The sequence below is a fragment of the Selenomonas sp. F0473 genome (assembly GCF_000315545.1).
In the GTDB taxonomy this organism is placed as follows: Bacteria; Bacillota; Negativicutes; order Selenomonadales; family Selenomonadaceae; genus Centipeda.
The window spans coordinates 1,889,135-1,913,191 of record NZ_JH992902.1 but is presented as its reverse complement, the minus strand read 5'-3'; the positions used below and the strand labels follow the sequence as shown (position 1 = coordinate 1,913,191).

Annotated in this window: 28 protein-coding genes and 1 tRNA gene; 2 read left to right on the top strand and 27 right to left on the bottom strand. The window is 58.9% G+C overall.

What is annotated here, in order from left to right; genetic code table 11:
- Nucleotides 1-103 precede the first annotated feature (103 nt).
- A complete protein-coding gene (locus HMPREF9161_RS08820) occupies nt 104-1,180 on the top strand; it encodes a M48 family metallopeptidase (RefSeq protein ID WP_009729321.1) in 1,077 nt (358 codons plus the stop codon).
- Nucleotides 1,181-1,266: 86 nt separating this feature from the next.
- Here HMPREF9161_RS08820 and HMPREF9161_RS08815 read toward each other — a convergent pair whose 3' ends face one another.
- From HMPREF9161_RS08815 to HMPREF9161_RS08795, 5 genes are all read right to left on the bottom strand, one after another.
- Nucleotides 1,267-1,716 carry a hypothetical protein gene (locus tag HMPREF9161_RS08815; protein WP_009729320.1) on the bottom strand — a complete coding sequence of 150 codons (450 nt, stop codon included), beginning with the start codon at nt 1,714-1,716 and terminating at the stop codon, nt 1,267-1,269.
- Nucleotides 1,717-1,726: 10 nt separating this feature from the next.
- The gene (gene floA / locus HMPREF9161_RS08810) at nt 1,727-2,725 is read right to left on the bottom strand and encodes a flotillin-like protein FloA (RefSeq protein WP_009729319.1); all 999 of its coding nucleotides are present in this window, start codon (nt 2,723-2,725) and stop codon (nt 1,727-1,729) included.
- Between the two features lie 41 nt (nt 2,726-2,766).
- Nucleotides 2,767-3,399 (bottom strand): NfeD family protein, encoded by a 633-nt coding sequence (locus HMPREF9161_RS08805; protein ID WP_009729318.1) that lies wholly within the window; start codon nt 3,397-3,399, stop codon nt 2,767-2,769.
- A gap of 86 nt (nt 3,400-3,485) precedes the next feature.
- A tRNA-Pro gene (locus tag HMPREF9161_RS08800) sits at nt 3,486-3,562 on the bottom strand.
- Between the two features lie 35 nt (nt 3,563-3,597).
- Complete coding sequence (locus HMPREF9161_RS08795) at nt 3,598-4,242, bottom strand: hypothetical protein (RefSeq protein ID WP_009729317.1); 645 nt, start codon at nt 4,240-4,242, stop codon at nt 3,598-3,600.
- On the opposite strand from HMPREF9161_RS08795, the gene HMPREF9161_RS10095 reads away from it, so the two are divergent.
- Nucleotides 4,243-4,473 carry a hypothetical protein gene (locus tag HMPREF9161_RS10095; RefSeq protein ID WP_084786803.1) on the top strand — a complete coding sequence of 77 codons (231 nt, stop codon included), beginning with the start codon at nt 4,243-4,245 and terminating at the stop codon, nt 4,471-4,473.
- Here HMPREF9161_RS10095 and HMPREF9161_RS08790 read toward each other — a convergent pair.
- The 22 genes from HMPREF9161_RS08790 to fliL all read right to left on the bottom strand — a co-directional run bounded on the left by HMPREF9161_RS08790 (nt 4,463) and on the right by fliL (nt 23,967).
- Nucleotides 4,463-4,801 carry a hypothetical protein gene (locus HMPREF9161_RS08790; RefSeq protein WP_009729316.1) on the bottom strand — a complete coding sequence of 113 codons (339 nt, stop codon included), beginning with the start codon at nt 4,799-4,801 and terminating at the stop codon, nt 4,463-4,465. The two genes, HMPREF9161_RS10095 and HMPREF9161_RS08790, sit on opposite strands and share 11 nt — an antisense overlap.
- A 16-nt stretch (nt 4,802-4,817) precedes the next feature.
- A complete protein-coding gene (locus HMPREF9161_RS08785; RefSeq protein WP_009729315.1) occupies nt 4,818-6,422 on the bottom strand; it encodes a DUF342 domain-containing protein in 1,605 nt (534 codons plus the stop codon).
- Nucleotides 6,423-6,495: 73 nt separating this feature from the next.
- Nucleotides 6,496-7,236 (bottom strand): FliA/WhiG family RNA polymerase sigma factor, encoded by a 741-nt coding sequence (locus tag HMPREF9161_RS08780; RefSeq protein WP_009729314.1) that lies wholly within the window; start codon nt 7,234-7,236, stop codon nt 6,496-6,498.
- A gap of 38 nt (nt 7,237-7,274) precedes the next feature.
- The gene (locus tag HMPREF9161_RS08775; RefSeq protein WP_009729313.1) at nt 7,275-7,679 is read right to left on the bottom strand and encodes a hypothetical protein; all 405 of its coding nucleotides are present in this window, start codon (nt 7,677-7,679) and stop codon (nt 7,275-7,277) included.
- Between the two features lie 16 nt (nt 7,680-7,695).
- Entirely contained in the window at nt 7,696-8,181 is a 486-nt protein-coding gene (locus tag HMPREF9161_RS08770) for a chemotaxis protein CheD (protein ID WP_009729312.1), read from the bottom strand.
- A 1-nt stretch (nt 8,182) separates the two neighbouring features.
- Nucleotides 8,183-8,806 carry a chemotaxis protein CheC gene (locus HMPREF9161_RS08765; protein ID WP_009729311.1) on the bottom strand — a complete coding sequence of 208 codons (624 nt, stop codon included), beginning with the start codon at nt 8,804-8,806 and terminating at the stop codon, nt 8,183-8,185.
- 35 nt (nt 8,807-8,841) lie between these two features.
- Nucleotides 8,842-9,315, bottom strand: coding sequence for a chemotaxis protein CheW (locus HMPREF9161_RS08760; protein ID WP_009729310.1), 474 nt, complete (start codon nt 9,313-9,315; stop codon nt 8,842-8,844).
- Between the two features lie 19 nt (nt 9,316-9,334).
- The gene (locus HMPREF9161_RS08755; RefSeq protein WP_009729309.1) at nt 9,335-11,380 is read right to left on the bottom strand and encodes a chemotaxis protein CheA; all 2,046 of its coding nucleotides are present in this window, start codon (nt 11,378-11,380) and stop codon (nt 9,335-9,337) included.
- An 18-nt stretch (nt 11,381-11,398) separates the two neighbouring features.
- Nucleotides 11,399-12,028 (bottom strand): CheB methylesterase domain-containing protein, encoded by a 630-nt coding sequence (locus HMPREF9161_RS08750; RefSeq protein ID WP_009729308.1) that lies wholly within the window; start codon nt 12,026-12,028, stop codon nt 11,399-11,401.
- Complete coding sequence (locus tag HMPREF9161_RS08745) at nt 12,021-12,713, bottom strand: flagellar brake protein (RefSeq protein ID WP_009729307.1); 693 nt, start codon at nt 12,711-12,713, stop codon at nt 12,021-12,023. Before HMPREF9161_RS08745 ends, HMPREF9161_RS08750 begins: the two co-directional genes overlap by 8 nt.
- Before the next feature lie 18 nt (nt 12,714-12,731).
- On the bottom strand, nt 12,732-13,646 hold the full coding sequence (locus tag HMPREF9161_RS08740) for a MinD/ParA family protein (RefSeq protein WP_009729306.1): 915 nt from the start codon (nt 13,644-13,646) through the stop codon (nt 12,732-12,734).
- Between the two features lies 1 nt (nt 13,647).
- Nucleotides 13,648-15,033: a flagellar biosynthesis protein FlhF gene (flhF, locus tag HMPREF9161_RS08735; protein WP_009729305.1), complete on the bottom strand. Its 1,386-nt coding sequence runs from the start codon at nt 15,031-15,033 to the stop codon at nt 13,648-13,650.
- Nucleotides 15,034-17,118 carry a flagellar biosynthesis protein FlhA gene (gene flhA / locus HMPREF9161_RS08730; RefSeq protein ID WP_009729304.1) on the bottom strand — a complete coding sequence of 695 codons (2,085 nt, stop codon included), beginning with the start codon at nt 17,116-17,118 and terminating at the stop codon, nt 15,034-15,036. It lies immediately after the preceding gene.
- A 121-nt stretch (nt 17,119-17,239) separates the two neighbouring features.
- A complete protein-coding gene (flhB, locus tag HMPREF9161_RS08725) occupies nt 17,240-18,364 on the bottom strand; it encodes a flagellar biosynthesis protein FlhB (RefSeq protein ID WP_037348718.1) in 1,125 nt (374 codons plus the stop codon).
- Nucleotides 18,327-19,109, bottom strand: a complete 783-nt coding sequence (fliR, locus tag HMPREF9161_RS08720; RefSeq protein ID WP_009729302.1) for a flagellar biosynthetic protein FliR — start codon at nt 19,107-19,109, stop codon at nt 18,327-18,329. Before fliR ends, flhB begins: the two co-directional genes overlap by 38 nt.
- A gap of 12 nt (nt 19,110-19,121) precedes the next feature.
- Nucleotides 19,122-19,391, bottom strand: coding sequence for a flagellar biosynthesis protein FliQ (gene fliQ, locus HMPREF9161_RS08715; protein ID WP_009729301.1), 270 nt, complete (start codon nt 19,389-19,391; stop codon nt 19,122-19,124).
- A 15-nt stretch (nt 19,392-19,406) separates the two neighbouring features.
- A complete protein-coding gene (gene fliP / locus HMPREF9161_RS08710; RefSeq protein ID WP_037348716.1) occupies nt 19,407-20,174 on the bottom strand; it encodes a flagellar type III secretion system pore protein FliP in 768 nt (255 codons plus the stop codon).
- 14 nt (nt 20,175-20,188) lie between these two features.
- Complete coding sequence (locus tag HMPREF9161_RS08705; RefSeq protein WP_009729299.1) at nt 20,189-20,704, bottom strand: flagellar biosynthetic protein FliO; 516 nt, start codon at nt 20,702-20,704, stop codon at nt 20,189-20,191.
- Nucleotides 20,704-21,066, bottom strand: coding sequence for a response regulator (locus HMPREF9161_RS08700; RefSeq protein WP_009729298.1), 363 nt, complete (start codon nt 21,064-21,066; stop codon nt 20,704-20,706). Before HMPREF9161_RS08700 ends, HMPREF9161_RS08705 begins: the two co-directional genes overlap by 1 nt.
- A gap of 164 nt (nt 21,067-21,230) precedes the next feature.
- On the bottom strand, nt 21,231-22,415 hold the full coding sequence (gene fliY, locus HMPREF9161_RS08695) for a flagellar motor switch phosphatase FliY (protein WP_009729297.1): 1,185 nt from the start codon (nt 22,413-22,415) through the stop codon (nt 21,231-21,233).
- Nucleotides 22,405-23,409, bottom strand: a complete 1,005-nt coding sequence (gene fliM / locus HMPREF9161_RS08690; protein ID WP_009729296.1) for a flagellar motor switch protein FliM — start codon at nt 23,407-23,409, stop codon at nt 22,405-22,407. The genes fliY and fliM overlap by 11 nt, the downstream gene beginning before the upstream one ends.
- Nucleotides 23,410-23,448: 39 nt before the next feature.
- Nucleotides 23,449-23,967 carry a flagellar basal body-associated protein FliL gene (gene fliL, locus HMPREF9161_RS08685; RefSeq protein ID WP_009729295.1) on the bottom strand — a complete coding sequence of 173 codons (519 nt, stop codon included), beginning with the start codon at nt 23,965-23,967 and terminating at the stop codon, nt 23,449-23,451.
- Between the last annotated feature and the right edge of the window lie 90 nt (nt 23,968-24,057).

Below are 24,057 nucleotides of genomic sequence, written 5' to 3'. Positions count from 1 at the left end.
AAAGAACTCCCCGCGGCAAAAAAATCCGTGACGTTTCTACTATAGACATCCGCCGTTCTTTTGTTTATAATTTATTCACGTGTTCATAAGAAGGAGGTACGTGATGGGAAAAAATATCTTTCTGCGCGTCGGCATGACCCTTGCCCTCTCGGCATCGATGGCCGCGGGCGCCACGCTGACGAAGCCGGCGGTTGCCGAGGCGGGCTGGGGCAATATCGTCGGCGCGGTCGTGGGCGGCGCGGTGGCGGCGTCCGAGATGAATAAGCAGATCAAATACTACAACGGAACAGAAGAAGGCCGTCAGGCACTTTTTCAAGAGCTCAAGGAAAAGTACGGCGTCTACTACGGCGAGGCGCGCAACGAGCAGCTGCGCCGCATCTTCTCGAACCTTACGTCGGCGATCGGCGCAACGGACGCGACCGTCTACGATCGCCCGTACAATTACTTCATCAATAACGAAGAGAGTTTCAATGCGTTCTGCACGCTCGGGCACAATATGAGCGTCAACGTCGGTCTCTACGATTATCTCACAAGCGAAGACGAAATTGCCGTCGTGCTCGCCCATGAGATGGGGCACGGGCAGAAGGATCATCCGGCCAAGGGAATGAAAAAATCCCTCGGGCCCGCGATACTTGCCAGTGCGACCGGCACGGTGCTCGGCGCCATCGCCGCAAACATCTGGAGCGGCCAAGGCCTCACAAAGCCGATGGAGTGGGAGGCGGACAATCTCGCATTCGAATACATCTCGCATTCGAATTACAACCCGGGCGCTACGGCGGCCGTTTGGCAGCGTCTCATCGACCTTGAGGGCAACAACGGTTCCAACGTATTCGCCATCATGTCCGGCGCCGCGGATCATCCGTCGAATACCGCACGCCGCGACAACTACGCCAAGAAGCTCACCGAGATGAGCGGCGGCCGCGTCGCGGTCGATAACGGCACGCTCCGCATCAACAAAAAGGAATTCGTCGTCCCCGCGCCGGTGGGGAATATGACCTCCGCGGAGCGCACCTACTTCGTTATGGGCAACCTCGCCGCAGCCTATAAGAACGGTCACGCGGCCTCCGACGCTTATGCCGACGGCAACACGGTGATGCTCGGCGCGCAGCCCATCATGACCGCCGCGAGCGGCGACCGCAGCGCGGCCGAGATCGCGGCGCTGCTGAATCAGATTAAGTAAATTCCCGTAACACAGCATAAAAAGAGACGACTACACATTGTAGTCGTCTCTTTTTATGCTGTGTGAAAAGGCGCCAAGATAGGACTTCACCGCTTACGGAGCGCAAGCGGCTTCCCCAGCACCTCGGCCGCCACAACCGCCTGCCGCATCGCCGCCGGCGTCAGTTGCGGCAGGATGGCGCGTATGTGCTGCCGTGCGGGCGTGACTGCCGCCGTCTGTTCTGCGGCAAGGCGCAGTTCCTCTTCCCGCCGAAGGCGGCGTTTCCGCTGCTCCTCTGCACGGCGCGCCTCTTCCCATTTCGCGCGCATCTCTTCCTGCGCGCGGAACACTTCGGCATCGGCTGCCGTCTGAGAATCCCGCGGCACGTTGCGCATCGGCGGAATCTCAAACGTCCCGGTCCGCGCCCTTTGCTCTTTCTTCTTCGGCTTTGGAATCTCGCGCGGGAGCGTCGGCGGCGGCACTTTTTTCTTTCCGCGAATCTTATCGTCGAGCAGCGATACGACGACTGCAATCACGATGATCAGAAGATATTCCATCGCGCTCGCCTCACTTCACGGGAGGTCCGGGATGTTTCTCGTCGGCTTTCCCGGCCGTACTGATTGCATGGCGCATATCCGTATCCGACTGGATGTTGTTCAGCTGATAATAGTCCATAACGCCGAGCTTGCCTTCGCGCAGCGCCTGCGCCATTGCATGCGGCACTTCCGCCTGTGCCTCGACGACCTTTGCCTCCATTTCCTGCGTATAGGCCTTCATCTCCTGCTCGCGGGCCACGGCCATCGCGCGGCGCTCCTCCGCCTTTGCCTGCGCGATACGCTTGTCGGCCTCGGCCTGGTCGGTCTGCAGTTCCGCGCCGATGTTGCGCCCGACGTCGACGTCGGCGATATCGATGGAGAGGATCTCAAATGCCGTCCCCGCGTCAAGCCCTTTACCGAGGACGGTCTTGGAAATATCGTCGGGGTTGGCGAGGACGTCGTTATGACTCTGAGAAGAGCCGACGGTCGTGACGATGCCTTCGCCGACGCGGGCAATGATGGTCGGCTCGCCCGCACCGCCGACGAGGCGGTCGATATTCGCACGCACGGTGACGCGCGCCTTGATCTTGAGTTCGATGCCGTTGGCCGCGACGGCGGACACAATCGGCGTCTCAATGACCTTCGGGTTGACGCTCATCTGCACGGCGTCAAGCACGTCGCGCCCCGCAAGATCGATCGCGGCGGCCCGTTCAAAGGGGAGGGCAATCTGCGCCCGATGCGATGCGATCAGCGCGTCGACAACCTTGTCCACGTTGCCGCCCGCGAGGTAATGCGCCTCGAGTTGATTGACGCTGACGTCGAGGCCGGCCTTGTTTGCCTTGATCAGGGGCAAGACGATGCGGCTGGGCGGCACGCGGCGCAGGCGCATGCCGATCAGCGACATGATGCTGACCGGGACGTTGGCCGAGATCGCGGATACCCAGAGGCCGAGCGGCACAAAATGCAGGAAAATCGACACGGCAAGGACAACGATAACAATGAGGAATGCTCCACCGAATAATGTTCCCATAATAACCTCCTAAACGATATCGTCCGTCTGCGATGCGTGCGCTATACTGTGCGTACGATGACGCGGCTGCCGTGCACGGACAGGACGACAACCTGCGTTCCCTTTGAAATAAACGCCCCTTCGGATATCACGTCGACCGGGCGTCCGTCGATGCGCGCCGTCCCCGACGGACGGAGTTCGGTGAGGACTTCGCCGACTTTCCCTACGAGGTCCGGCTGCTCCTCCGCGCTCACAAAGCCGCGCTCGGAACGGGAGCTGTCATGCAGCACCACTTTGTTCCACAGTCTGCTCGACGGCAGGCGCGAGACGATCAGCATGAACGCGGCGACGGAGATGACGAGCGCGATGCCGAGCGCCGCCAGCGCGCCGATATCCCCGCCGAGCGCAAGCACGATGCTGTAAAACATCGCGGCAATGCCAAGCCCCGCGAGCAGGCCCACGGTCGGCAGCAGAATCTCCACGATGATCATCAGAATCCCCGCGAGAAATACCGCGATATGATAGAACTCTACAAGTCCGCGCGTATACTGACTGCTCCAAAAAACGCCCGCCGCGACGAGGCCGAGCAGGACGCCGACGCCCATGCCGCCCGTCTTAATCTCCACCATGACGGAGAGGAACATGACGGCGAGGAGCAGTACTTGAAGCGCGCCGATATCGACAATGAAATCCATGAGATCGCCTCCTTCTCATTCCATACGTCATTTCTTACAACAAAAAATCCTCCACGCAGCCGCGCGGAGGTTCCTATGCAGAAAAATGGTCGGAACGACGAGATTTGAACTCACGACCTCTTCCACCCCAAGGAAGCGCTCTACCAAGCTGAGCTACGTCCCGAACGAAAGATATTATAGCCGTATTTCACATTTTTGTCAATCCCTTGCCGTCATCTGCCGCATGAGACGCAGGGCGCCGATCTCAACCCCCGTCTCGCGTGCGACCTGCTCGATGCTGCGGCCCGCACGCAGGAGAGCGCGCGCCTTGACGATCGCCTCGTTTTCCTGTGGCGCGGGGTCTTCCTGCCGCACTGACGGCGCGGCCGGTACGGCAGCCGCGGCGGCCGGCGGATGCATCCGTGCGGGAGGTACGGCCGCATCACGGCGCGGCGCGCCCTCCTGCGGCATCTGCTGCAGATACGCCTGTGCCTGCTCCCGCGGAGAAAGCGGTATGGGCTGCATCGGCGCTGTCGAAGCTTTTCCCGCATGCTGCGCCTGCTCGCGCAGGATAGACTGATGCAGGACGGCCGCAAAGTCGTCGCCGTCCACGCGCTGCGCCTCGGATTCCGACACGGACGGCGGCGGTACGGGGATCGTCCCCGCCTGCGCCGCTTGCCGCATCGGCATTTGCGGTTGTCCCTGCGCGGGCGCTGCCGTCCGGCCGAGATCGCGCAGGCGCCGTTCGAGTTCTTCGATACGCTGGCGGAGCGCCCACTCGAGTCGTTGGGCGTCGGCCACGCGCGTCTCAAGGCGCACGCGCCGATCGTCTGCCTCGCGCAGAAGTCCCTCGAGCTTTGTCACATGACTGCCGAGCCGTTTGATGATTGTGTCGGCCGACTGTTGGAGTTCCTTTTTCAGCTTCTCAATCGAGGCGGCGAGATCCTCCTCATCCTCCTCGCTGCGCTGGCGGCGATGAATGACGAAACGGACGATAAGGAGGAGGACGGCGCCGAGAATGATGAGCGCACCGAGAATTTCAGTGATGGAAATAATAACCAGACGCCTCCCTTATCCGCATCGTTTAGAAACTGATATCGAGGTGCACGCCGCGATTCGGATCCGCCGCAAGGCGCTGCAGCAGTTCTTGGCCGTGATCCTCACCGTCGTTTCCGCGCCCCCGGTCTCCTTGCCCGCCGCGGCCCTGCCGCCGCTCGCGGTCCGGATCCTCCTTGACGCGCGCATCATTGCTGGCCTCTTCCTTGGCGCGTACCTGCCGGCGCGCGAGCTCCGCATCCTCCTTCTGACGGATGGATTCAAAGCTCTGCTGGATGTTGACCTGGTTCTGGATGTTGCTCTGGACATTGCCCGCTTCATTTGACTGCGGGAACATCATCTGCATACTGATCGGCGTGACGTTCATGGCGCTACCTGCCTCTCTATAGGATGGATGTGACGACCTCTCCGTCGACTACGCGCATTTTCGTGTGACGCAGTTCCTCCTCGACCTTCCGCTTGATCCCGTTAATGGTAATGCTGACCCCCGGGAAGATCGTATCCGAAGCGGACACGGAGCCCTGCTTCATCTCATCCAGTTCCGCACGCATGGCGGCGAGATCTTCCCGCATCTGCTTGATCTTCCCGGCGAGCGGGAACTGTACCTTCGTCAGCTGCAGCATCTGCTCTTTACGCTTATCCGAGAGTTTTGAGAGATCCTGCTTCTTGAGCGTCTCGAGGGAAAGTTTGATCTCCGTCAGACGCCTCTCGTCCTCTTTGCATTCTTTTTCGAGCGCCTCATAGTTATGCTGCAGATTCGGATCAATACCGACGAGCAGATTCGTCTGCACGTAGAAACTGTTGCCAAGTACGCTCGCCTGAATGGACTCTCCCGCCCCGACGGAACCGCCCGTGATGATGCCGCGCTTCCCCTCGACGCGGAGATGATGCCCCGCTCGCACCTCCGAATGCAGTACGACATCGTTGACGAAGATATCGCGGCCCGCGGAAATGTTCGCGTTCTCGACAAAGGAGATGCTCACATCCTCTTCCGCGTGAATTTTTCCCACATTCATCCCTCGAATGCCGCCGTGGACGATGACGTTGCGCCCGGTGACCTCCGCGCCGCCGACCATGCCCTTGATCTCAACATCCCCCGCGGCCTTCACGGTGAATCCGCTCTCCACATCTCCGCGGATCTCAATGCTGCCGGCAAAATCGACGTTGCCCGTTCCGACGTCGACACTCTTATCAATGACGAGATGGGGATCCACACTGATCTTGCCGTCGTCTACAATCTGTCCGTCGATCATCGCGACGAGTTCGTGATCGTTGACCACTTTCGTGTTCTTTCCCTGCGGCAGCTGCGCGGGCTTTCCGGGCTTGGGGGCAACCTCTTCCCCCAACACGTTCTTCCCCGGAACCCCCGGGGTCTCCGGGATCCGAACGGCAAGCACGTCGCCGGTCTGCGTCCGGATAAAGATATTCATATCCTTGTAATCGACACGATCATAGGCGCGGGCCGCGGGTCGCCCCTTCTCTCCCATGTCGAATTTCTTCTCGATGCGGGCGTCCGTCCCCGCTTCGGGCGCCGTGCCGCGTGCCGCCACGAAGGTGTTCATACGCGCCACCCCGCGGCTGATCGCCTCGCGGTCAATGCCGTAGACAATCCCCTTCTCCGCCAATGCGGCGAGAATATCGGACGTACTAGGCGGGATATTCCCCTGTTTCTCATCGAACCGCACGGTAACGCTCATCGCGTCGCGTGCGATCTCGATGCCGAAGGGGACGGGCTTGTTGGCCTCGTCCGCGACATCCTCGGGCGGCGCGGGGTCAAGTTTCGTCTCCGTCCCGTCCGCCACACGGATAATGCGCGCAACCTGGAGGACGTCGTAATCTGTCACGCCCGCGGCCTCGAGGTATTTGCGGATATCGGCGAGTTCAACGATCGCGCCGCCCTCATCCTCCGGATAGATGGTGAGATAGTTTCCATCCGTCCTCAGCGCGAGCAAATATCCCTCATGCCTGCTCCCAACGGTTTTATCCACAAGACCAACTCCCCATCAATCAAAATTGCGCCGCTATTACAACGATTCAACATAAAATTTTACATTATCGGCTTTATTCCGTTTCGTTCATTCGCGCGAGAGACCCCCGCATGCGAAAGATGGCTTTCGTATGCAGCTGTGAGATCCGTGCCTCGGAGAGGTGCAGGATCGCCGCGATCTCCTTAAGCGTCATCTCATCGTAATAATAGAGCGCCACAACCGTCCGCTCCTTTTCGGGGAGCTTCTCAATGGCCGCGGCAAGCGTTTCCTTGACCTCGGTCCATTCCGCGTGTTCGACGGGTCCGTCCTCTAACGAGACGGGCGTGTCGGTACGCAGATATTCCTCCAGCGGGATCACAGTCGCGGCACTGACTTGGCTCTCCAAATGACGGAGACCCTCGCGCGTCAGGCCAAGTTCGTGCGCGAGCTCCTCGTCCGTCGCCGTCCGGCCGAGCCGGCCTTCGAGCTCCGCGACGGCCTTTTCATATTTCTTGATGTTCTGCCGCACGCTGACCGGGATCCAGTCCTTTGCGCGCAGATGGTCGAGCATCGCGCCGCGCACACGCACGCCCGCATAGGTTTCAAACTTATTGCCGCGCGTGAGTTCGTAGCGCTCAATGGCATCCAAGAGACCGAAGAAACCGCTGCTCAGCAAATCCTCCCGATCCACATGCTGCGGCAGACTGATCGCAATGCGTCCGGCAACGAGACGGACAAGAGGAAGATAGTATTCGGCGATGCGATTGCGCACATCGACGGTCTTTTTCTCTTCATAGGCCTGCCACAGCGCTTTGATATCTTCCCGCTGCTCCATCTCCGCCGCCCCCTCTCACCGCTGATCGTCCGCTTGATTTATGCCGGCGCGGGAGTTTCCTCTCCGCCCTGCGCGTCGGCCTCTTCTTCCGGCGTTCTCATGTGAACGAGCTCTTCCTCCGCAAGCGGCCGAAAATTCGTGGGCTCCGCAAATTCCTTTTCGGTATCGTCCCCGGGCGCGTCGGCATCAAAGTCGATATCATCCGCTCCATAGAGCACGTTTTGCATATCCGTCATGCGCTCATCCGGGAACTTATCAAAGGCTGCCCATCCTTTCGCTTCGAGAATAAACGTAACGAGGTAGGTAAACGCGCCGGCACAGACGAATCCCACGAGGCTGCGCAGGAACGCCGTTAAAAGGCGCGCGTCGGAGAAGAGTCCCGTCAGGAATATGACAAGCGCCGCAATAACGGCAAAAACGATCGCCATACCCAGTTTGAACATAATCCTCACCCGCCTCCTAGATGATCTTATCTCCCTTGCTGACGGTCTTCACCGTATAGGTGCCGTCGTTCAGATCGATCGAAACCGTACGGCCGTAATTGAGCCCGGTGTCTTCGGCAACGATCCGGATACCGTGCTGCGCGAGCAGTTCCTTCGCCGCCTGCGCGTTGCGCTCGCCGACGCGCATCACGCTCGTCGTATTCGAGAACGCAAACATCTGGGCGCCGCCCGCAATCTTTGCCACGAGACGCGACTTGACGGCACCGAGTTTCAAGACATCCGCAAGCATCAGCGGAAATCCCGTGTCGATAAATTTTGCCGGCGTATCGGAAGCTCTCGCCTGCTTGCTGTCGGGCAGCATATAGTGGAGCAGTCCGCCCACCTGCGCCTTCGGATCGTAAAGCGAAAGGCCGATACAGGAGCCCAATCCGTAACTGATCAAAGTGGATGGAGCCGCGCCGACTTTGTAGTCGGCCATACCGACTTTTATCAAATCCGGCATATCATCCAACTCCTACCGCATTCATAATAGTGCTCAGCGAGCCCGGATCAGGAACGAGGAAGAAATGTCCGCTGATGCTTTGGTCATCGGCCTGGAAGTTCGTCTCGATGAGGAGCGCATGATCTCCCATCTCGCCAAGCTGAACGAGTACCACGTTGAGAATCGCGCCCGCCATATCCACGGCAAGAGCCGGCGTTGAAGGCAGCATGCTCATCCCTGTGAACGTATAAAACGCGTTCAGATAGGAACCGGCAAGGATATTGCCGATTTCCATGAGTGCGGATTCATCCATCGCGTCAAGTTCCGTCGTTGCCCCCCGCTCCCGCCCGAGCAGCGTATCGACAAGCGCAAATGCGCTTTCCCGCGGGATAAGGAAGAGGATGTTGCTCGGCGCCTTACCGTAGACGCGCAGAAAAATGCCGACGACGACCAGTTCCGGTCCGCCGACATATTCCGGCACATCTTCGATTTTAACAAGTGCCACATGCGGCACGTTCATCTCTATGCGGCGCTGGATAAGACGGGAAAGAGCCGTCGCGGAGTTGCCCGCGCCGACGTTCCCGATCTCCTGGAGTACGTCCAGCTGCATCTCTGACAATTGTGTCAGATCATCGTCTACTGCCATTGGCGCTACCTCTCCTTACGGGTAAAGGATTTTCATCACTTCGTTTCCTTCGGAAGCCCGACAATCTCCTCGAGATTGAGAAGGACGATCAGCCTTCCGTCGATGTTGCCGATACCGCTGAGAAAACGGCTGTTTTCACGCGCATTGGTGGCTTTCTTGGTGTCGACGGGTTCATCATCGAGGCTGAGCACCTCCGTCACGGCGTCGACGAGCATGCCGACGTGCACGTCGTCCACGGATACCGTGACGATACGGGTACGGTCGGTATACGGCGTCTCCGCAAGCCCAAGGCGCTTCTTGAGATCAATGACGGGGAGAACGGAGCCGCGCAGATTGATGACGCCCTTGATAAAATCTGCAGCGAACGGAACGCGCGTGATATCCGTCAGGTTCCGGATCTCCTGCACGTTCAGAATGCTGACGCCGTATTCCTCGTCGCGAAGGTTAAACGCCACATACTGCGAATTCTGCGGCGTCCCCGTCTCAATCTGATTCATATCTTCTGCCATTTCTTTACCCTCCCCTTACTTACTGCTGTATCATCGTCGCGACGTCGAGAATCAGCGCGACCCTGCCGTCGCCGAGCACCGTTGCGCCGCCGAAGAGTTTGAGTCCGGCGAAGAGATTCCCCAGCGTCTTGATGACGATTTCCTGCTGTCCGATGAGATTATCTACGACAATGCCCGCTTTCGCCTCGCCCGCATGAACGACGACGACGAAGAGCTCGTCTGCATCCTTCGTATGCGGCACCTGCAGCGCCTCTTCCATGCGGATGATCGGGATGATCTCGCCACGCAGGACGATGACTTCCTTGTTCTGAATGGTCTGGATATCCGTCGGCTCGATGTTGATCGTACTGTCGATGGAACCGAGCGGAATGGCGTACATCTCCCCCTGCACCTGCACAAGCATCGCCTGGATAATGGCGAGGGTCAGCGGCAGCTTGATCTTGAAAATAGAGCCCTTATCAATATGCGTCTCGACGTCGACATGCCCCGAAAGCGCCTCAATCTTGCTGCGCACAACATCCATACCGACGCCACGTCCCGAAATATCGGTGATTTTCTCCGCCGTGGAAAACCCCGGCAGGAAGATGAGCCGGACGGCTTCCGCATCATCGAGGCGATCCGCCTCTTCCTGCGAGATCATGCCCTTTTCAACGGCCTTACGGCGAATGACCTCCGCATCGATGCCGGCGCCGTCGTCCGTAATCATAATGACGACGTTATTGCCTTCGTGACGCGCGATCAGACCGACTTCGCCGATGCGGGGCTTGCCCTTCGCCTCGCGCTTCTCGGGACTCTCGACACCGTGATCGAGAGAGTTGCGCAGGAGATGCATGATCGGATCGCCGATCTCGTCGATAACGGTACGATCCAGCTCCGTCTCCTCACCCTCGATGGTTAGATTGATCTCTTTGCCCAACTCTTTGGAAACGTCGCGTACCATACGGGGGAAACGATTGAACACGGCGCTGACGGGGACCATGCGGACCTTCATAACGATGTTCTGGAGATCGCCCGTCACGCGGTCCATCTGCTCGAGCGTCTCCATGAGATCGCTCATACGGTGCGTCTGGCCGATCTGCTCGAGGCGCACCTTGTTGATAACCAGTTCGCCCATCAGATTCATCAGGGTGTCGAGTTTTTCGATATCCACGCGTACGCTCTGGCTCTGATGCTGCTTCTTCGCAGGTCCGCCTGCCGCGGGCTTTGCCGCGGCGGCAGGCTTCTTCGCCGGCGCCCCGGCTGCCGGTGCGCCGGCTGCCGAGGTCGTCTGTGCCGCTTCGGCCGCCTTGCTCAGCTGATCCGGATCCAGCTCTTCCACCTGGATGTCCTCGATCTCCGAGACCGTATCGACCGCATTCTGTACCGCTTCGGCATCGCTTGCCGTCGTAACGACAACGTCGAAACTGCGTTCAAATTTCTCTTGTTCGAGATCTTCGGCATCCGGAACGCTCTTGATCACATCGCCCACTTCGTCGAGGGCGTGCATGACCATCACGGCCCGCGCCGCCTTGAGGACGCAGGTCTCCATGAGCGTCACCTTGACGTGGAAAATGCGCAGGCCGCTCTCCTTGGCCTTTTTCATGACGTCGAGGTCGATCTCGTCGATGCCGAGATCGCCGTTTGCGGAGGCTGCGGCGCTTTCCGCGGCGGAGGGCGCCGCCGCGGCGGGTGCGGCCGGTGCGGGGGTTCCCTTGGAGATGGAACTCAGCTTTGCGACGAGGTCCGTCACGTCGACGACATCCTCAGCCTCACCGTTGCCCACGCTGTCTACCATCTGCTCCAGGGAGTCCAGACATTTGAACAGCGTATCCATAATGTCCTCATTGAGCTTGAGCTGCTCTTTGCGGACGAGATCGAGAACGTCTTCCATCTCATGCGTCAATTCGGCAATCTTAGCAAAGCCCATGGTCGCCGACATTCCCTTCAGCGTATGCGCATTGCGGAAGATGTCGTTGACGGCACCGATCTCTTCCATATTCTCTTCGAGACGCAGCAGACCTTCGTTGAGGGACTGCAAATGCTCGTGCGACTCGTCCAAGAACATGTCCATATACTGGTTATCCATTGATATTCCCCCTATTTCCTATCTTCTCACAGCCGCCTCAATCGCCCCGGCGATCCGCGGCAATGGGCATATCTCATCGGCCAGCCCTGCGTCGATTACGGATTTTGGCATTCCGTAGACGACACAGGTCGCTTCATCCTGCGCAATGCAGTAGCCGCCGTTTTCCTTGATTTTATACATCCCATCCCGTCCGTCGTGCCCCATTCCCGTGAGAATGACCGCGACGACGTCCTTGCCGAAATGTGCGGCGGACTCGTACATCACGTTGACCGCCGGACGGTGGTTTCCAACGGGCGGTTCATCGCTGAGCGCAATACGCCGGCCTCCCGTATCGTCAAGAATCCGCAAATGATGATTCCCGGGCGCGATGTAAACGCATCCGGGCGCCAGCATATCGCCGTCCCGCGCCTCTTTGACCGCGACCTGCGCCATGCCGTGCAGACGCTCCGCCAGGGCTCCCGTAAAACCTGCGGGCATGTGCTGAACGACGACAACGGGACATGGGAGATTTTTGGGAAACCCCATGATCACGGTTTGAAGCGCCTGCGGTCCCCCTGTCGAGGAACCGATCACAACCAAACGCATCCCTGCACGCGCGCCGGGCGCGCCCCGATTTCCGGACGGCTGACTCCGATCCCGTTCAATCATTGTTTGCCCGTCCCACCTGCGCGCGCTGTACCTGGAAGAGATAGCGTACGATCTTGTCCCGCAGGGCGCGCGAGAGGCTTTGGAATTGTACCCCGACGTGGTAGATGGGCAGTTCCTCCTCGCGCTCAATCCGTGTGCAGCGCACGATACGCGACATGAGTTCGAGCGTGCCGATGCCCGGGATGTCGTTGATCTCGAGCGCCGCATCCGAATCGAGCGGAACGGCCTTCGGCCATACAAACGCCATGCCGCTGCCGCTCAGGTCGACGGCGCGCGCACGCACGGGGGCATCGATCTGTCCCACCTGATCCACGAGACGCACCGTCACGATGAGGTTCACCTTCACGCGGAACAGGCCGCGCTTCTGGAACCGCTCGGCGATCTCAGGGATGGATATGTGCAGAACGGGAAGGCGTCCCTCGTGCCGGCCGTGCGAACGATAGGTGCTGAAAAAACGGAAGTGGCACCCGTCGCCGGCGGCAAGCACGTAAAGGTTCTCGCGCGCGTGCGGAATGACCGGCACATGCCGCTCATCCACCGGCATGGCAACAACGAGATCGTCCCCGACGATATCTTCCACGCGGCTCGTATAGCCGGCGGTTCCCTCCTCGCTGTTTTCAAAAAATATTTCGAGCCGCTGCCCAATGGCCAAAATATTCCTTGCCTGTACCAATTCGCCCGCCATCTAAAATATCCTCCCTGTTTAGGTTGAAAACTTAAAAATTTGTTGTAAAAAACCTTTCCATCCGCGTTTGACTTTCATCTTTGTCCCCGTGATCAGCGCCTCCGCCAACGCCTCGATGCAGCGCCCCGCCGCACTGTCCGGATCGGCCTCGATGAGCGGCGTCTGCCGGCGGACCGCCTTCGTTACGGCAGTATCCTCGAACACGTAGCCGAGACAATCGACCGGCATGTGCAGGAACTTTTCCGCCGCCCGCCGGAGTTTGAGCGCGACCTCGCGGCTTTCCTTCTGCTCGTACACGCGGTTGATGATGAGCCGGAGGTTCTTCTGCGCGGCATAGATGCTGTAGGCCTTCATGACGGCATAGGCGTCCGTCAGCGAGGTCGGTTCGGGCGTCGTAACGAGCAGCACCTCGTCCGCCGCGAGAATAAAATCCATCACATTGCGCCCGAGGCCCGCCCCCGTATCCACGATGATGATATCCGCACGCCCGGCACAGTCCGCAAGTTTCTGCTGGAGCAGCAGTTTTTCGGCATGATCGTAGTGCATCGCCTTCTCGATGCCCGAGCCGCCCGAGATGTACTGAATCCCCTGCGGCGTCTCGACAATGACGTCGTCGAGCGTTACCTCGGGCTGCAGAAGGTCCAGCAAGTGCCTGCGGGAGGCTGTGCCGAGGAGCACATCCACGTTGGCCATGCCGAGATCGGCGTCGATGACGAGGACGCGGTATCCTATGCGCTTGATTGCAATCGCAAGGTTGACGGCAATATTCGTTTTCCCGACGCCGCCCTTGCCGCTCGTGACCGCGACGACGCGCACGTTCGACCATGCCTCCGTCTGTGCCGGTGCGAGAGGTGCGGGCGCAGGGACGGCGGGTACGACGCCCGTGTGCGCCGGTTCGACCATTTGGCGCAGACGCGTTGCCTGATCTGTCATATCATTCCCTCAACAGCAGTTCCGCCAATCGCTGTGCCGTCGCCGGAATGATATCGTCCGGCACGCTCTGCCCGTTGGACAGGAAGGAAAGCGGCAGTTCTTTGCCGGCGAGGAGATTCAGCACCATACCGATCGTACGCGTCTCGTCCGTCTTCGTAAAGATGATGCGGTCGGGCTTGCATGCGGAAAACCGCATCATGATTTCGGAAGCATCCTGTTCCTTCGTCGTCGCGCTCACGACGAGATGCTTCTCCATGCGCGGATGCGCGGCGAGGAGTTCCTTGAGTTCGTCCATTTGGAACTCGTTGTACTGACTGCGCCCCGCCGTATCGACGAGGATAAAATCCTTGCCGCGGTGACGTGTGATCGCCTTTTTCAGGTCTGCGGCCGAGTAGACGACCTCGACGGGGAGCCCTAATATCTCGGCGTATTTTTTGAGCTGCTCCACCGCCGAAATGCGGTAGGTGTCCGCCGTGATGAGGGCGCCCTTGAGATTCTGCTCGAGAACGAAATGGGCGGCAATTTTGGCAAGCGTCGTAGTCTTGCCGACCCCCGTCGTGCCGATGAATGCGACCACACGCGAGCCGTGCGGGTTGGGCCGGAGTCCGTCCGTGAACTTCATCACCTGCGCGAGATAACCCGCGAGCACATCTTTTGCGCGCGGATCGAGACTGTCCAGATTGATGTCGGCAACGGGGACCTTGGCCGCGAGATCTTCGCCGAGTTCTTCGCGCACATCCTGTCTGCGCAGGGCGTCTCGGATAGAAACGACCTCTTTCGGCTGGGCCGCAGCAATCATCGAGGCGAGCATCGTCTTCATCTGTGCCAGCTCATCCTCCAGGAGGCGGATGCGCGCGGCCGATGCGTCGTCTTCCCCGGCCGCCGCCTCCTGTGCCGGGAGCGGTTCGGCGGGAGGCGCCTCATAGGCGGCTTGACGTACGGGCGGCGACGGGGCGGGCGCGGGAGGAACGACGGAGGCGGTGCCCGCCGCACCGTATCCCTCCGGCATGTATGCGGGCTCCGGCGGCACATAGGCCGACGGCGGCACCGGTGCCGCCGTATAGGCGCCATAGGCCGGCAGCGCGGCTCCTGCGGCCGTAAGAGAAACGGCCTCCTCCTGCGGAGACATCTCGTTCATCCGATAGCGGTCGGCCGCATTCGTGGGGAGAATCGGTGCGGGCGGCGGCACGTAGGCGGATGCCGACCGAGGCACGCGCGCCTGCGTCTCGTCGACCGCTGCCGTCACTTCGATCATCTCCTCCCCGCCAAGCATGCCGCCCTCACGGTATTTTTTCGTATGGAGTAGAACGGCGTCGCTGCCGAGTTCGTCCTTAATCTGTTCCATCGCCTCCTTCACAGAGGAAGCGCGTACCGTTTTGACCTGCACTTAGATTCTCACCACCCCTAGGATCTGGATTTCAACGTTCTGTTCAATTTCCGCGTGCGATAGCACGATCAGGCCGGAGATGGACCGCTCGACGAGATTGCGGAAATACGGCCGTACCGTCGGGCTCGTGAGCACGATGGGCTGATACCCCTGATCCGTCAGTTTGTTCAGTTCTTCCTGCAGCGCCGTGAGGAGCTTCTGCATCGAGTCCGGATCCAGGCTGACGTAGGAACCGTGCTCCGTGCGCTGCACGCCGCCCGCAATCTTGTTCTCGAGGGCGGGATCCAGCGTGATGCAGGGCAGGACGCCGTTCTGTACGTTTTGCTGCGTAATGTGCCGCGCCATCGTATGACGCACGTATTCCGTAAGGATATCCGTATCCTTGGTCGCCGTGCCGTAGTCGGCCAGCACCTCGAGGATCGTGCTCATATCGCGGATGGAAATACGCTCGTGCAGCAGGTTCGCGAGCACTTTCTGTACCTCGCCCACGCTGAGCAGATTCGGGACGACCTCGTCCACCAAGGCGGCGTTCGTCTTGCGCAGGTTGTCAAGGAGGTTCTGCGTTTCCTGGCGCCCGAGAATCTCGTCGGCATGCTGCTTGATAATCTCCGTCAGATGTGTCGCAAGCACGGAGACCGCATCGACGACGGTATAACCGTTCAGCTCCGCCTGTTCGCGCTCGTTCTCCGAAATCCAAAGCGCGGGGAGGCCGAAGGCGGGTTCCACCGTTTCGATCCCCGGCACCTCCTCAAAGACGGTGCCGGAATTCATCGCGAGATAATGGTCGAGCATCAACTCGCCGCGCGCGATCTCGATGCCCTTGAGTTTAATGATATAGGCGTTGGGCTTGATCTGAATGTTGTCGCGGATGCGGATGGTCGGCACGACGAGGCCGAGCTCCAAGGCGCACTGCCGCCGGATCATGACGATGCGGTCGAGGAGATCGCCGCCCTGCCCCGTATCGACGAGAGGAATCAGGCTGTAGCCGATCTCGAGTTCCATCGGGTCCACCTGCAGGAGGGAGACGATATTCTCGGGCGTCGTCGCCTCCTTTTTGGCTTTGGCCTTCTGTTCGACCTTTTGCACCTCCTGCTCCACGGTCTGTCCACGGTGGAGGTTCCAGGCGATGAAGCCGCAGAGTAAGGCAAGCGCGGAAAACGGGAGCCCCGGCAGCCCCGGCATAATGGCGAGGAAGACCAGAACGCCCGCGAGGATCATAAAGATGCGTTCGTTTTTAAAGAGCTGGCGCACGAGATCGCTGCCGAGGTTCCCCTCCGCAGCGGAACGTGTGACAATGATACCGGTTGCCGTTGAGATAAGCAGCGCGGGGATCTGTGCGACGAGGCCTTCGCCGACGGTCAGGAGCGTATAGGTCTGCAGCGCCTGTCCCGCGTCCATGCCGCGCTGCAGCATGCCGATAACAAAGCCGCCGCCGATATTGATCATCATGATGACGATGGCCGCAATGGCGTCGCCCTTCACGAACTTTGAAGCGCCGTCCATCGCGCCGAAGAAATCGGACTCGCGCTGGACTTTTTCGCGGCGCCGCTTTGCCTCCGCATCGGAGATCGCGCCTTGGTTGAGGTCGGCGTCGATCGCCATCTGTTTGCCGGGCATCGCGTCGAGCGTGAAGCGTGCCGAAACCTCCGCGACGCGTTCGGAGCCCTTGGTGATGACGATAAAGTTCACGATAACGAGAATAACGAACACGATAAATCCGACGACCGCGTTGCCGCCGACGACAAAGTTGCCGAATGCGGTGATGACCTCTCCCGCATAGCCGTTGAGCAGGATGAGGCGGGTCGACGAAATGTTGAGCGCCAATCGGAAGAGCGTCGTAATGAGGAGGAGCGACGGGAACACCGAGAGATCGAGCGCCTCCACGTTGTAGATGGCCGACATGACGACGAGCAGGGCAATCGTGATATTGAGACAGATGAGGACATCCAAAATCATCGTCGGCAGCGGGATGATCATCATGATGACGATCGTCACGATGGCGACGGCGATCAGGACATCGCTGTACCGTTGTATGAGGTTGCCGGATGAAAGCGGATTGACGCTTCCCGACTGCGGTGCCGCCATGCCCTTACGCCCCCCTTCTTTCCCTTTCCCCTGCGAAGATCGATGCGCTTCGCTACGATCTCCTTAATATTATACCAAATATTGGAATCACGTCAAATGCTAATATGACTTTTGTCATGGATTATGCGCCGCGTCTCGCATGCTTGAGACGGTAGACATACGCGAGCACCTCGGCGACCGCTTGATACAGCTCCTGCGGCACCGCGTCGCCCACCTGCACGGCGGCGTACAGGGTGCGTGCGAGCGGTTTGTTCTCGACGATGGGGACGCGCGCCTCACGGCCGAGGTCCTTGATGCGCTGCGCGACAAGGTCCTGCCCTTTCGCAACGACCGTCGGCGCGGTCATGCCCTTTTCATAGGAGAGCGCGACTGCGTAATGCGTCGGGTTCGTGATGATGACGTCCGCTTTCGGCACTTCCTTCATCATACGCGCCATCGCCATCTGACGCTGCTTCTGCCGGATCTTCCCCTTGATCTGCGGGTCGCCCTCCGTCTGCTTCATCTCGTCCTTGACTTCCTGCTTCGTCATCTTAAGGTCCTGGGTCGTCTGCCAGTTTTGATAACCGTAGTCGCAGATCGCCATGATCATAATGACGCCGATAACGATGAAGGCCATCTTGAAAATGAGATCGGCCACGAGCGCGAGGCTCGTCGTCAGGTCAAAGAACATGAACTGCGGCATCGCGAGGATCTGCTCATGGATGAAGCGATAGAGGAAAAACCCGATGACGAGAATCTTGAAGAAGGATTTTACCAGCTCCACGAGGGAACGCTTCGAAAAGATGCGGCCGAACCCGTTGATGGGGTTGAGCTTATCCAGTTTAAACTCGATGGATTCCGTGTTGAATGTCAAACCGACTTGGAAAAAATTTATCGCCAGCCCGATGAGCATGATGAAGAGCATGATCGGGAGCGCCGTCTGCGCGAGCAGCGTCATAATGCCGATGAAGATGCGCGTGATGTTCTCCGTATCGACCGTTTGATTGAGATTGCCGAACACATAGGTCGTATACGTTGCAATCGATAGGTAGATCGAATCCCACAGGAGCTTCAGCGAAAAAAAACCGACCAGCAGGACAAACGCCGTGTTCAGTTCCTGACTGCGGCCGACCTGTCCTTTTTTTCGCGCATCGGCACGTTTTTTAGCGGTCGGCTCTTCCGTCTTTTCCCCGCCCGCGAAACGCTGGAGGTCGAAGACGAACGGCGCCCTATTGGAGGGCGCGCACCGCAAGCGATATGTTTCCATACATTTCATTGAACAGCACATCCAGGAATAAAACATAAAACGGGATGATCATCGAGAGCACAATAATGCCGATCATCAGCTGCATGGGGATGCCGACGACGAAGATGTTCATCTGCGGCATCGTGCGCGAAAGGATCCCGAGCCCCACGTTCGTGAGGAGAATCGCAAATGTGATCGGCATCGCGATCTTCATTCCCGTGAGGAAAATATCTCCCGTGAATTTCGCAATCATAAGCGCAAGGGAAATATTGGCCTCCGGCCCCCCCAGCGACACCGCGCGAAAACTCTCGGCGAGCGCGGCGATGAGCATATGATGCCCGTTTGTCACGAGAAAGATGATCACAGCCAAATTATAAAGAAAACTTCCGATGAGCGGTATCTGCTGACCGGAAGTCGGATCCACAACATTGACGACGGCAAAGCCCACCTGCATGTCCATGACCTTGCCCGCCATTGTGATAGCGGCGAACGAAACGTACGCCACAAAACCGATCAGCCAGCCGACGAACAGCTCCCCGACGGCCGCCGCGGCAAACATCATGACGCTCGGCGGCGCCGCCGGTGTGCCGAGTCCGTCCACGACGGGAAAGAGCACAACGGTCATCGCGAGGGCAGTCCCAACGCGAAAGAACATGGGGATGTTCATACTGCCGAAGAACGGCGATATGAGAAAGATGCCGCTGATGCGCGTGAGCGTGAGCAGGAACGCTGCGATATGGCCTTGGAGCAGCTCATAGAGATCCATGTGAAGCCCCTTTCACCGCAGATACTGCGGCAGATTAACGAACACATTCGTCACATATTCGACCATGATGCGCAGCATCCACGGACCGAAGATGAGAATCGCGACGAACACCGCCACGATCTTCGGGATGAACGCGAGCGTCTGCTCCTGAATCGATGTCGTCGCCTGGAACACCGCGACCAAGAGGCCGACGATGAGTCCCAGACCGAGCATGGGGGCGGACACCAAGAGCACGACCATGAGCGCTTCCTGGGCAAGCTGGATGACCAAATCTCCGGACATCGCGTCGCCTCCCCGTCAGCGGAAGCTCATGATGAGCGACTGGATCAGCAGATGCCACCCGTCGACCATCACGAACAGCAGTATCTTGAACGGCAGCGAGATCATCACCGGCGGCAGCATCATCATGCCCATCGACATGAGCGTGCTTGCGACGATCATATCGATGACGATGAACGGAATATAGATCATAAAACCGATCTGAAACGCCGTTTTGAGTTCGCTGATGATGAATGCCGGGATGAGCGTAAACGTCGAAACGTCGTCCTGCGAATTGGGGCGCTCGGCATCCGACAGGTTCACAAAGAGCGCGAGATCCGATTCCCGCGTCTGGCGGAACATGAATTCGCGCATAGGCTCCGCAACATTTTCGAGCGCCTGCTCCTGCGAAATCTGCCCCTCCAGATAGGGCTGAATGCCGTTCTCGTTCGCTTGTCCCCAATAGGGCGCCATGATATAGAACGTCAAGAAGAGGGACAGCGCGATCACCACCTGGTTGGGCGGCACATTCTGCGTCGAGAGCGCATTGCGCAAAAAGCCGATCACGACGACGATGCGCACAAAGGACGTCGTCATGATGAGCATTGCGGGCGCAAGCGACAGCACCGTAAGGACGGCGAGCAGCTGCATGCTCGTCGCGACATCCTGCGGGTTCTCCGACGTCCCAACGCCGACGCTGACGGTAGGTACGAGCGGCGCGGCGCTTGCGTCTCCCGCAAGCATGAGAAAGAGCGCCGCTCCTCCCAGAGCGAGCAAACTGCGCCGATGCAAAACCGTCCCCCCCATTCCTCTCACCCCGCTCATTTCCGAAAGAGCGGCGGTATCTTCCGAACAAAATCCGACAGCGAACCGAACTGTTCGCTGAATACGCCCGTCTGTCCCGCGGCGGCATTTGTGCGGATCTCTTCGATGGCCTCCGGATCGTCGATCTCCGTGATCAGACGAACGCTGTGCTCCGTTACCCCCAACACAAAAACGCGCCCGAAAAGTTCCACGACGCAGACCGAGCGGTTCGGCCCGAGCGGAAGCTGCATATAGACCTGTCCGCCGCGTGCCGCAAACGTCCGCATAGAGCTTTTGCCAAAGGCGCGCGCAACAAAGTAGGCGAGAATAACCACGAATGCAAAAACGGCAAAGAGGCTGACCACATAGGCGACCGTCGACCACCATGATACGGCCGACGGGCGCGGGTCAGCCTCTTCATAACCGGCTAGGTATCCGCCGCCCGTCTCGCCTGCGGCGGATACGTCCCCTATACATAGCGCAAAGAGAGCACATCCGAGCAGCAAGGACAGAAAAAAAATCCGTTCTTTCATCAGCCGACGGCTTTGCGAATCGCCTCCAGCACGCGATCCGCCTGGAACGGCTTAACGATAAAGTCGCGCGCGCCCGCCTGGATCGCTTCGATGACCATCGCCTGCTGACCCATGGCGCTGCACATGACGACCTTCGCCGCGGGATCCACTTTCTTAATTTCCTTCACGGCGGTGATCCCGTCCATCTCCGGCATCGTGATATCCATCGTCACGAGATCCGGCTTGAGCTCCTGGTACTTCTCCAGCGCCTTCACACCGTTTTCCGCTTCGCCGACGATCTCATAGCCGTTCTTTGACAGAATGTCCTTGACCATCATCCGCATAAACGCCGCATCATCAACGATCAGAACGCGAGTTGCCATTTTCTCATCTCTCCTTACACTTGACTCAGAGCATCCCCATTCCAAAGGGCACCGATCGTACACATCCTCGATGTGCCGTTTTCAATCGCTACTCATTATAACGAAAAGTGCCGTCTGTGACAAGGACTTTCTACGTTTCTTTCAAAAGATCACCATGTATGCCGCTATTGAAGGCGCGCGGCGCGTTCCAGCGGACTGACAATCTCCGTGATGCGAACGCCGAAGTTTTCGTCGATGACGACGACCTCGCCCTTCGCCAGATACTTGCCGTTGACCATGATATCCACGGGCTCGCCGGCAAGCTTGTCGAGTTCCACAATCGATCCTTTTGTGAGGTCGAGAATGTCCTTGATGGACTTCTTCGTTCGGCCGAGTTCCACATTGACCTGAAGCGGGACGTCGAGAATCAGACCGATATTTGCGTCGTTGACCTGTACGGGAACGGTGCTCAGCGGCGTGAACTGCGCCGACTGCACAGGGACGTTTGATGCTACATGTGGCTGCATAGGTGGTGCTCCATATCCATAGTTTGCCGATGCGGCCGCCGCTGCCGCGGGGGCCTCGGATGCCGGTGCCGAAGCGGGCGGCGGAGCCGCCTGAGCCGCCTCGACGGCCGCTTCCTCATTATCCACATCGGGCTGCTGATTCATCAGTGCGTTCACCATGTCCTTCGCGACGTCGAGGGGCAGGAGCTGCATAATCTCACTGTCGATGAGCCCGTCTACTTCCATACGGAATGAGGCTTGGACAATGGGATCCGCTTTATCCAACAGCTTGGAGACAACTTCCTCTGTTCCGAGATCGACGAGCGTGACGACGGGAGGAGTGATGTCTACTTTCTTATTAAACATTGAGGAAAGCGAGGTCGCGACGCTGCCCATCATCTGGTTCATGGCCTCGCTAACCGCACTCATATGAATTTCGCTGAGTTCCTCGTCCGGATTCGTACCGTCGTTGCCCATCATGAGATCGGCAATGATCGCGGCGTCCTTTGCTTGAATGCAGAGGACATTGTTGCCCTCGATGCCGATGCTGTATCCAACCTCGACGACGAGGAACGGAATGGGGTACCGCTCTTTGAGCTGACGCAGATTCGAAATCGATACCGTCGGCGTCGTAATGGAGACCTTGCGCCCCAGCAGCACGGACAGCGTCGTCGCCGCGCCGCCCATCGATATATTGCCGATTTCCCCGAGCGCGTCGCGCTCCATCTCGGTGACGCCCACATCGTCGACAGAAGATGCGTCCGCCTCGGACGGGGCCTCCGCCGCGGGGGCGTCGCCGCCGGCCGCACCGCCGCCGTTCAGGAGAGCATCAATCTCCTCCTGTGAGATCATTTCATCGCTCATTCGCGTCCTCATCCCCTTCTATAATGCCCGATATTTGGACGGCCATGTGTTTTCCCGTCGTTCCGGGATGCGCACGGAACTTGGGGTTCGTGCCGACATAGCAGACCAGCTCATCCTTCGCCGGCGTGTCGAGCTGGAGCACGTCGCCGAAACCGAGGGTCAGGAACTCGCTGATCGTAATATCAACGGTTCCGAGTTCCACAGAGAACGGTACCCAAGTCCGTTCGATCTTGCGCTGCAGCGCCGCAACCTGTTCCGGCGTACTCTCCTTATCCACGGAGGACGCCACCCAGAACGAGGTCGTGAGTTTCGACATGACCGGCTCGAGGACCAGATAGGGAATGCAGATATTCATCATTCCCTCGACGTCGCCGATCTTCATGTGGATCGTGATCAGCACGACCATATCGCTGGGCGGCACGATCTGCGCAAACTGCGGATTCGTTTCCATCGTCTCGAAGCTCGGGCGGAACTCGACGACGTTGCTCCACGCCTCCCTGAAATGATTGATGATCGTATCGATGAAGCGCCGCATGACGGCCGACTCGATGTCGGTCAGCGCACGCGATTTGACGCCGGGTTTTCCCTCGCCGCCAAAGATACGGTCGATATACGCGAACGCGATATCCGTCCCCACCTCGATGATGATGTTCCCCTTCAGCGGCGGCAGCGCGAGGATGCCGATCACCGCGGGATTCGCCATAGACTGGACGAATTCCTGATACGTCATCTGCTCGACGGACAGGACCTCGATGTCGACCATCGTGCGCAGGCTCGCCGACAGATAGGTGTTCAACAGACGCGAAAAACTCTCGTGCAGCATGAAGAGCGTTCGAATCTGGTCCTTGGAGAACTTATCCGGCCGCTTGAAGTCATAGACCTTGACCTTGCGCTCTTCTTCCTCCGCCTTGACTTCCTCGGCGGAAACCGAGCCGTCCGAAAGCGCTGAGAGCAGCTTATCTATTTCGGATTGAGACAGTACGTCTTCAGCCAAGACTCTTCCCCCTTCCCTTTGTGCAGTGTTTCATGTTGCTTACTGCAGCAGGAAGCTCGTGATGTAAACATCGTAGACAGAGCCTTGCCCAAGACGATCGTTCAGGGCGTCCTTGAGCTGCTTTTTCAGTTCGTCCTGCTTCGAAGCGTCGAACTCCTCGAGCGGCGCCGCACGCAGGAACTGCATGGTCGTGTCGAGGATCTTCGTCTCCGCGACGGAGCCGACCTTGCCGTCGATCACGTTGTCCTTCTTGCCGGGGTTGAGTTCCAGCACGATGCCCGCCTTGAGGAACTTGCCCGCGCGGCCGCCGCCGACATTGACAAGAACCCCCTCTTTCGCGTCGCCGAGTTTGTAGAACACGCCCGGGTCATGATGCGAACCGCCCGAAGAGTCCTCTCCATGAGAGGTCGATCCCTCCTGTGAAAAGATATAGTACGAAATACCGCCGGCCGCCGCCACCGCGACAAGAACCGCCACAACGACCACGACGATCATCATGAGCATCGGCGATTTTTGCGTGGACTGCTCCGCCGCCTGTTCTTCCTTTTCCTCCGCCATGAGTTAATTCCCTCCCTAAAAATGACTACGAAGCCATACGGACTTCACATTGGGGCACTCCCTTGCCGTGTGAAGGAACACCGTCCCTCC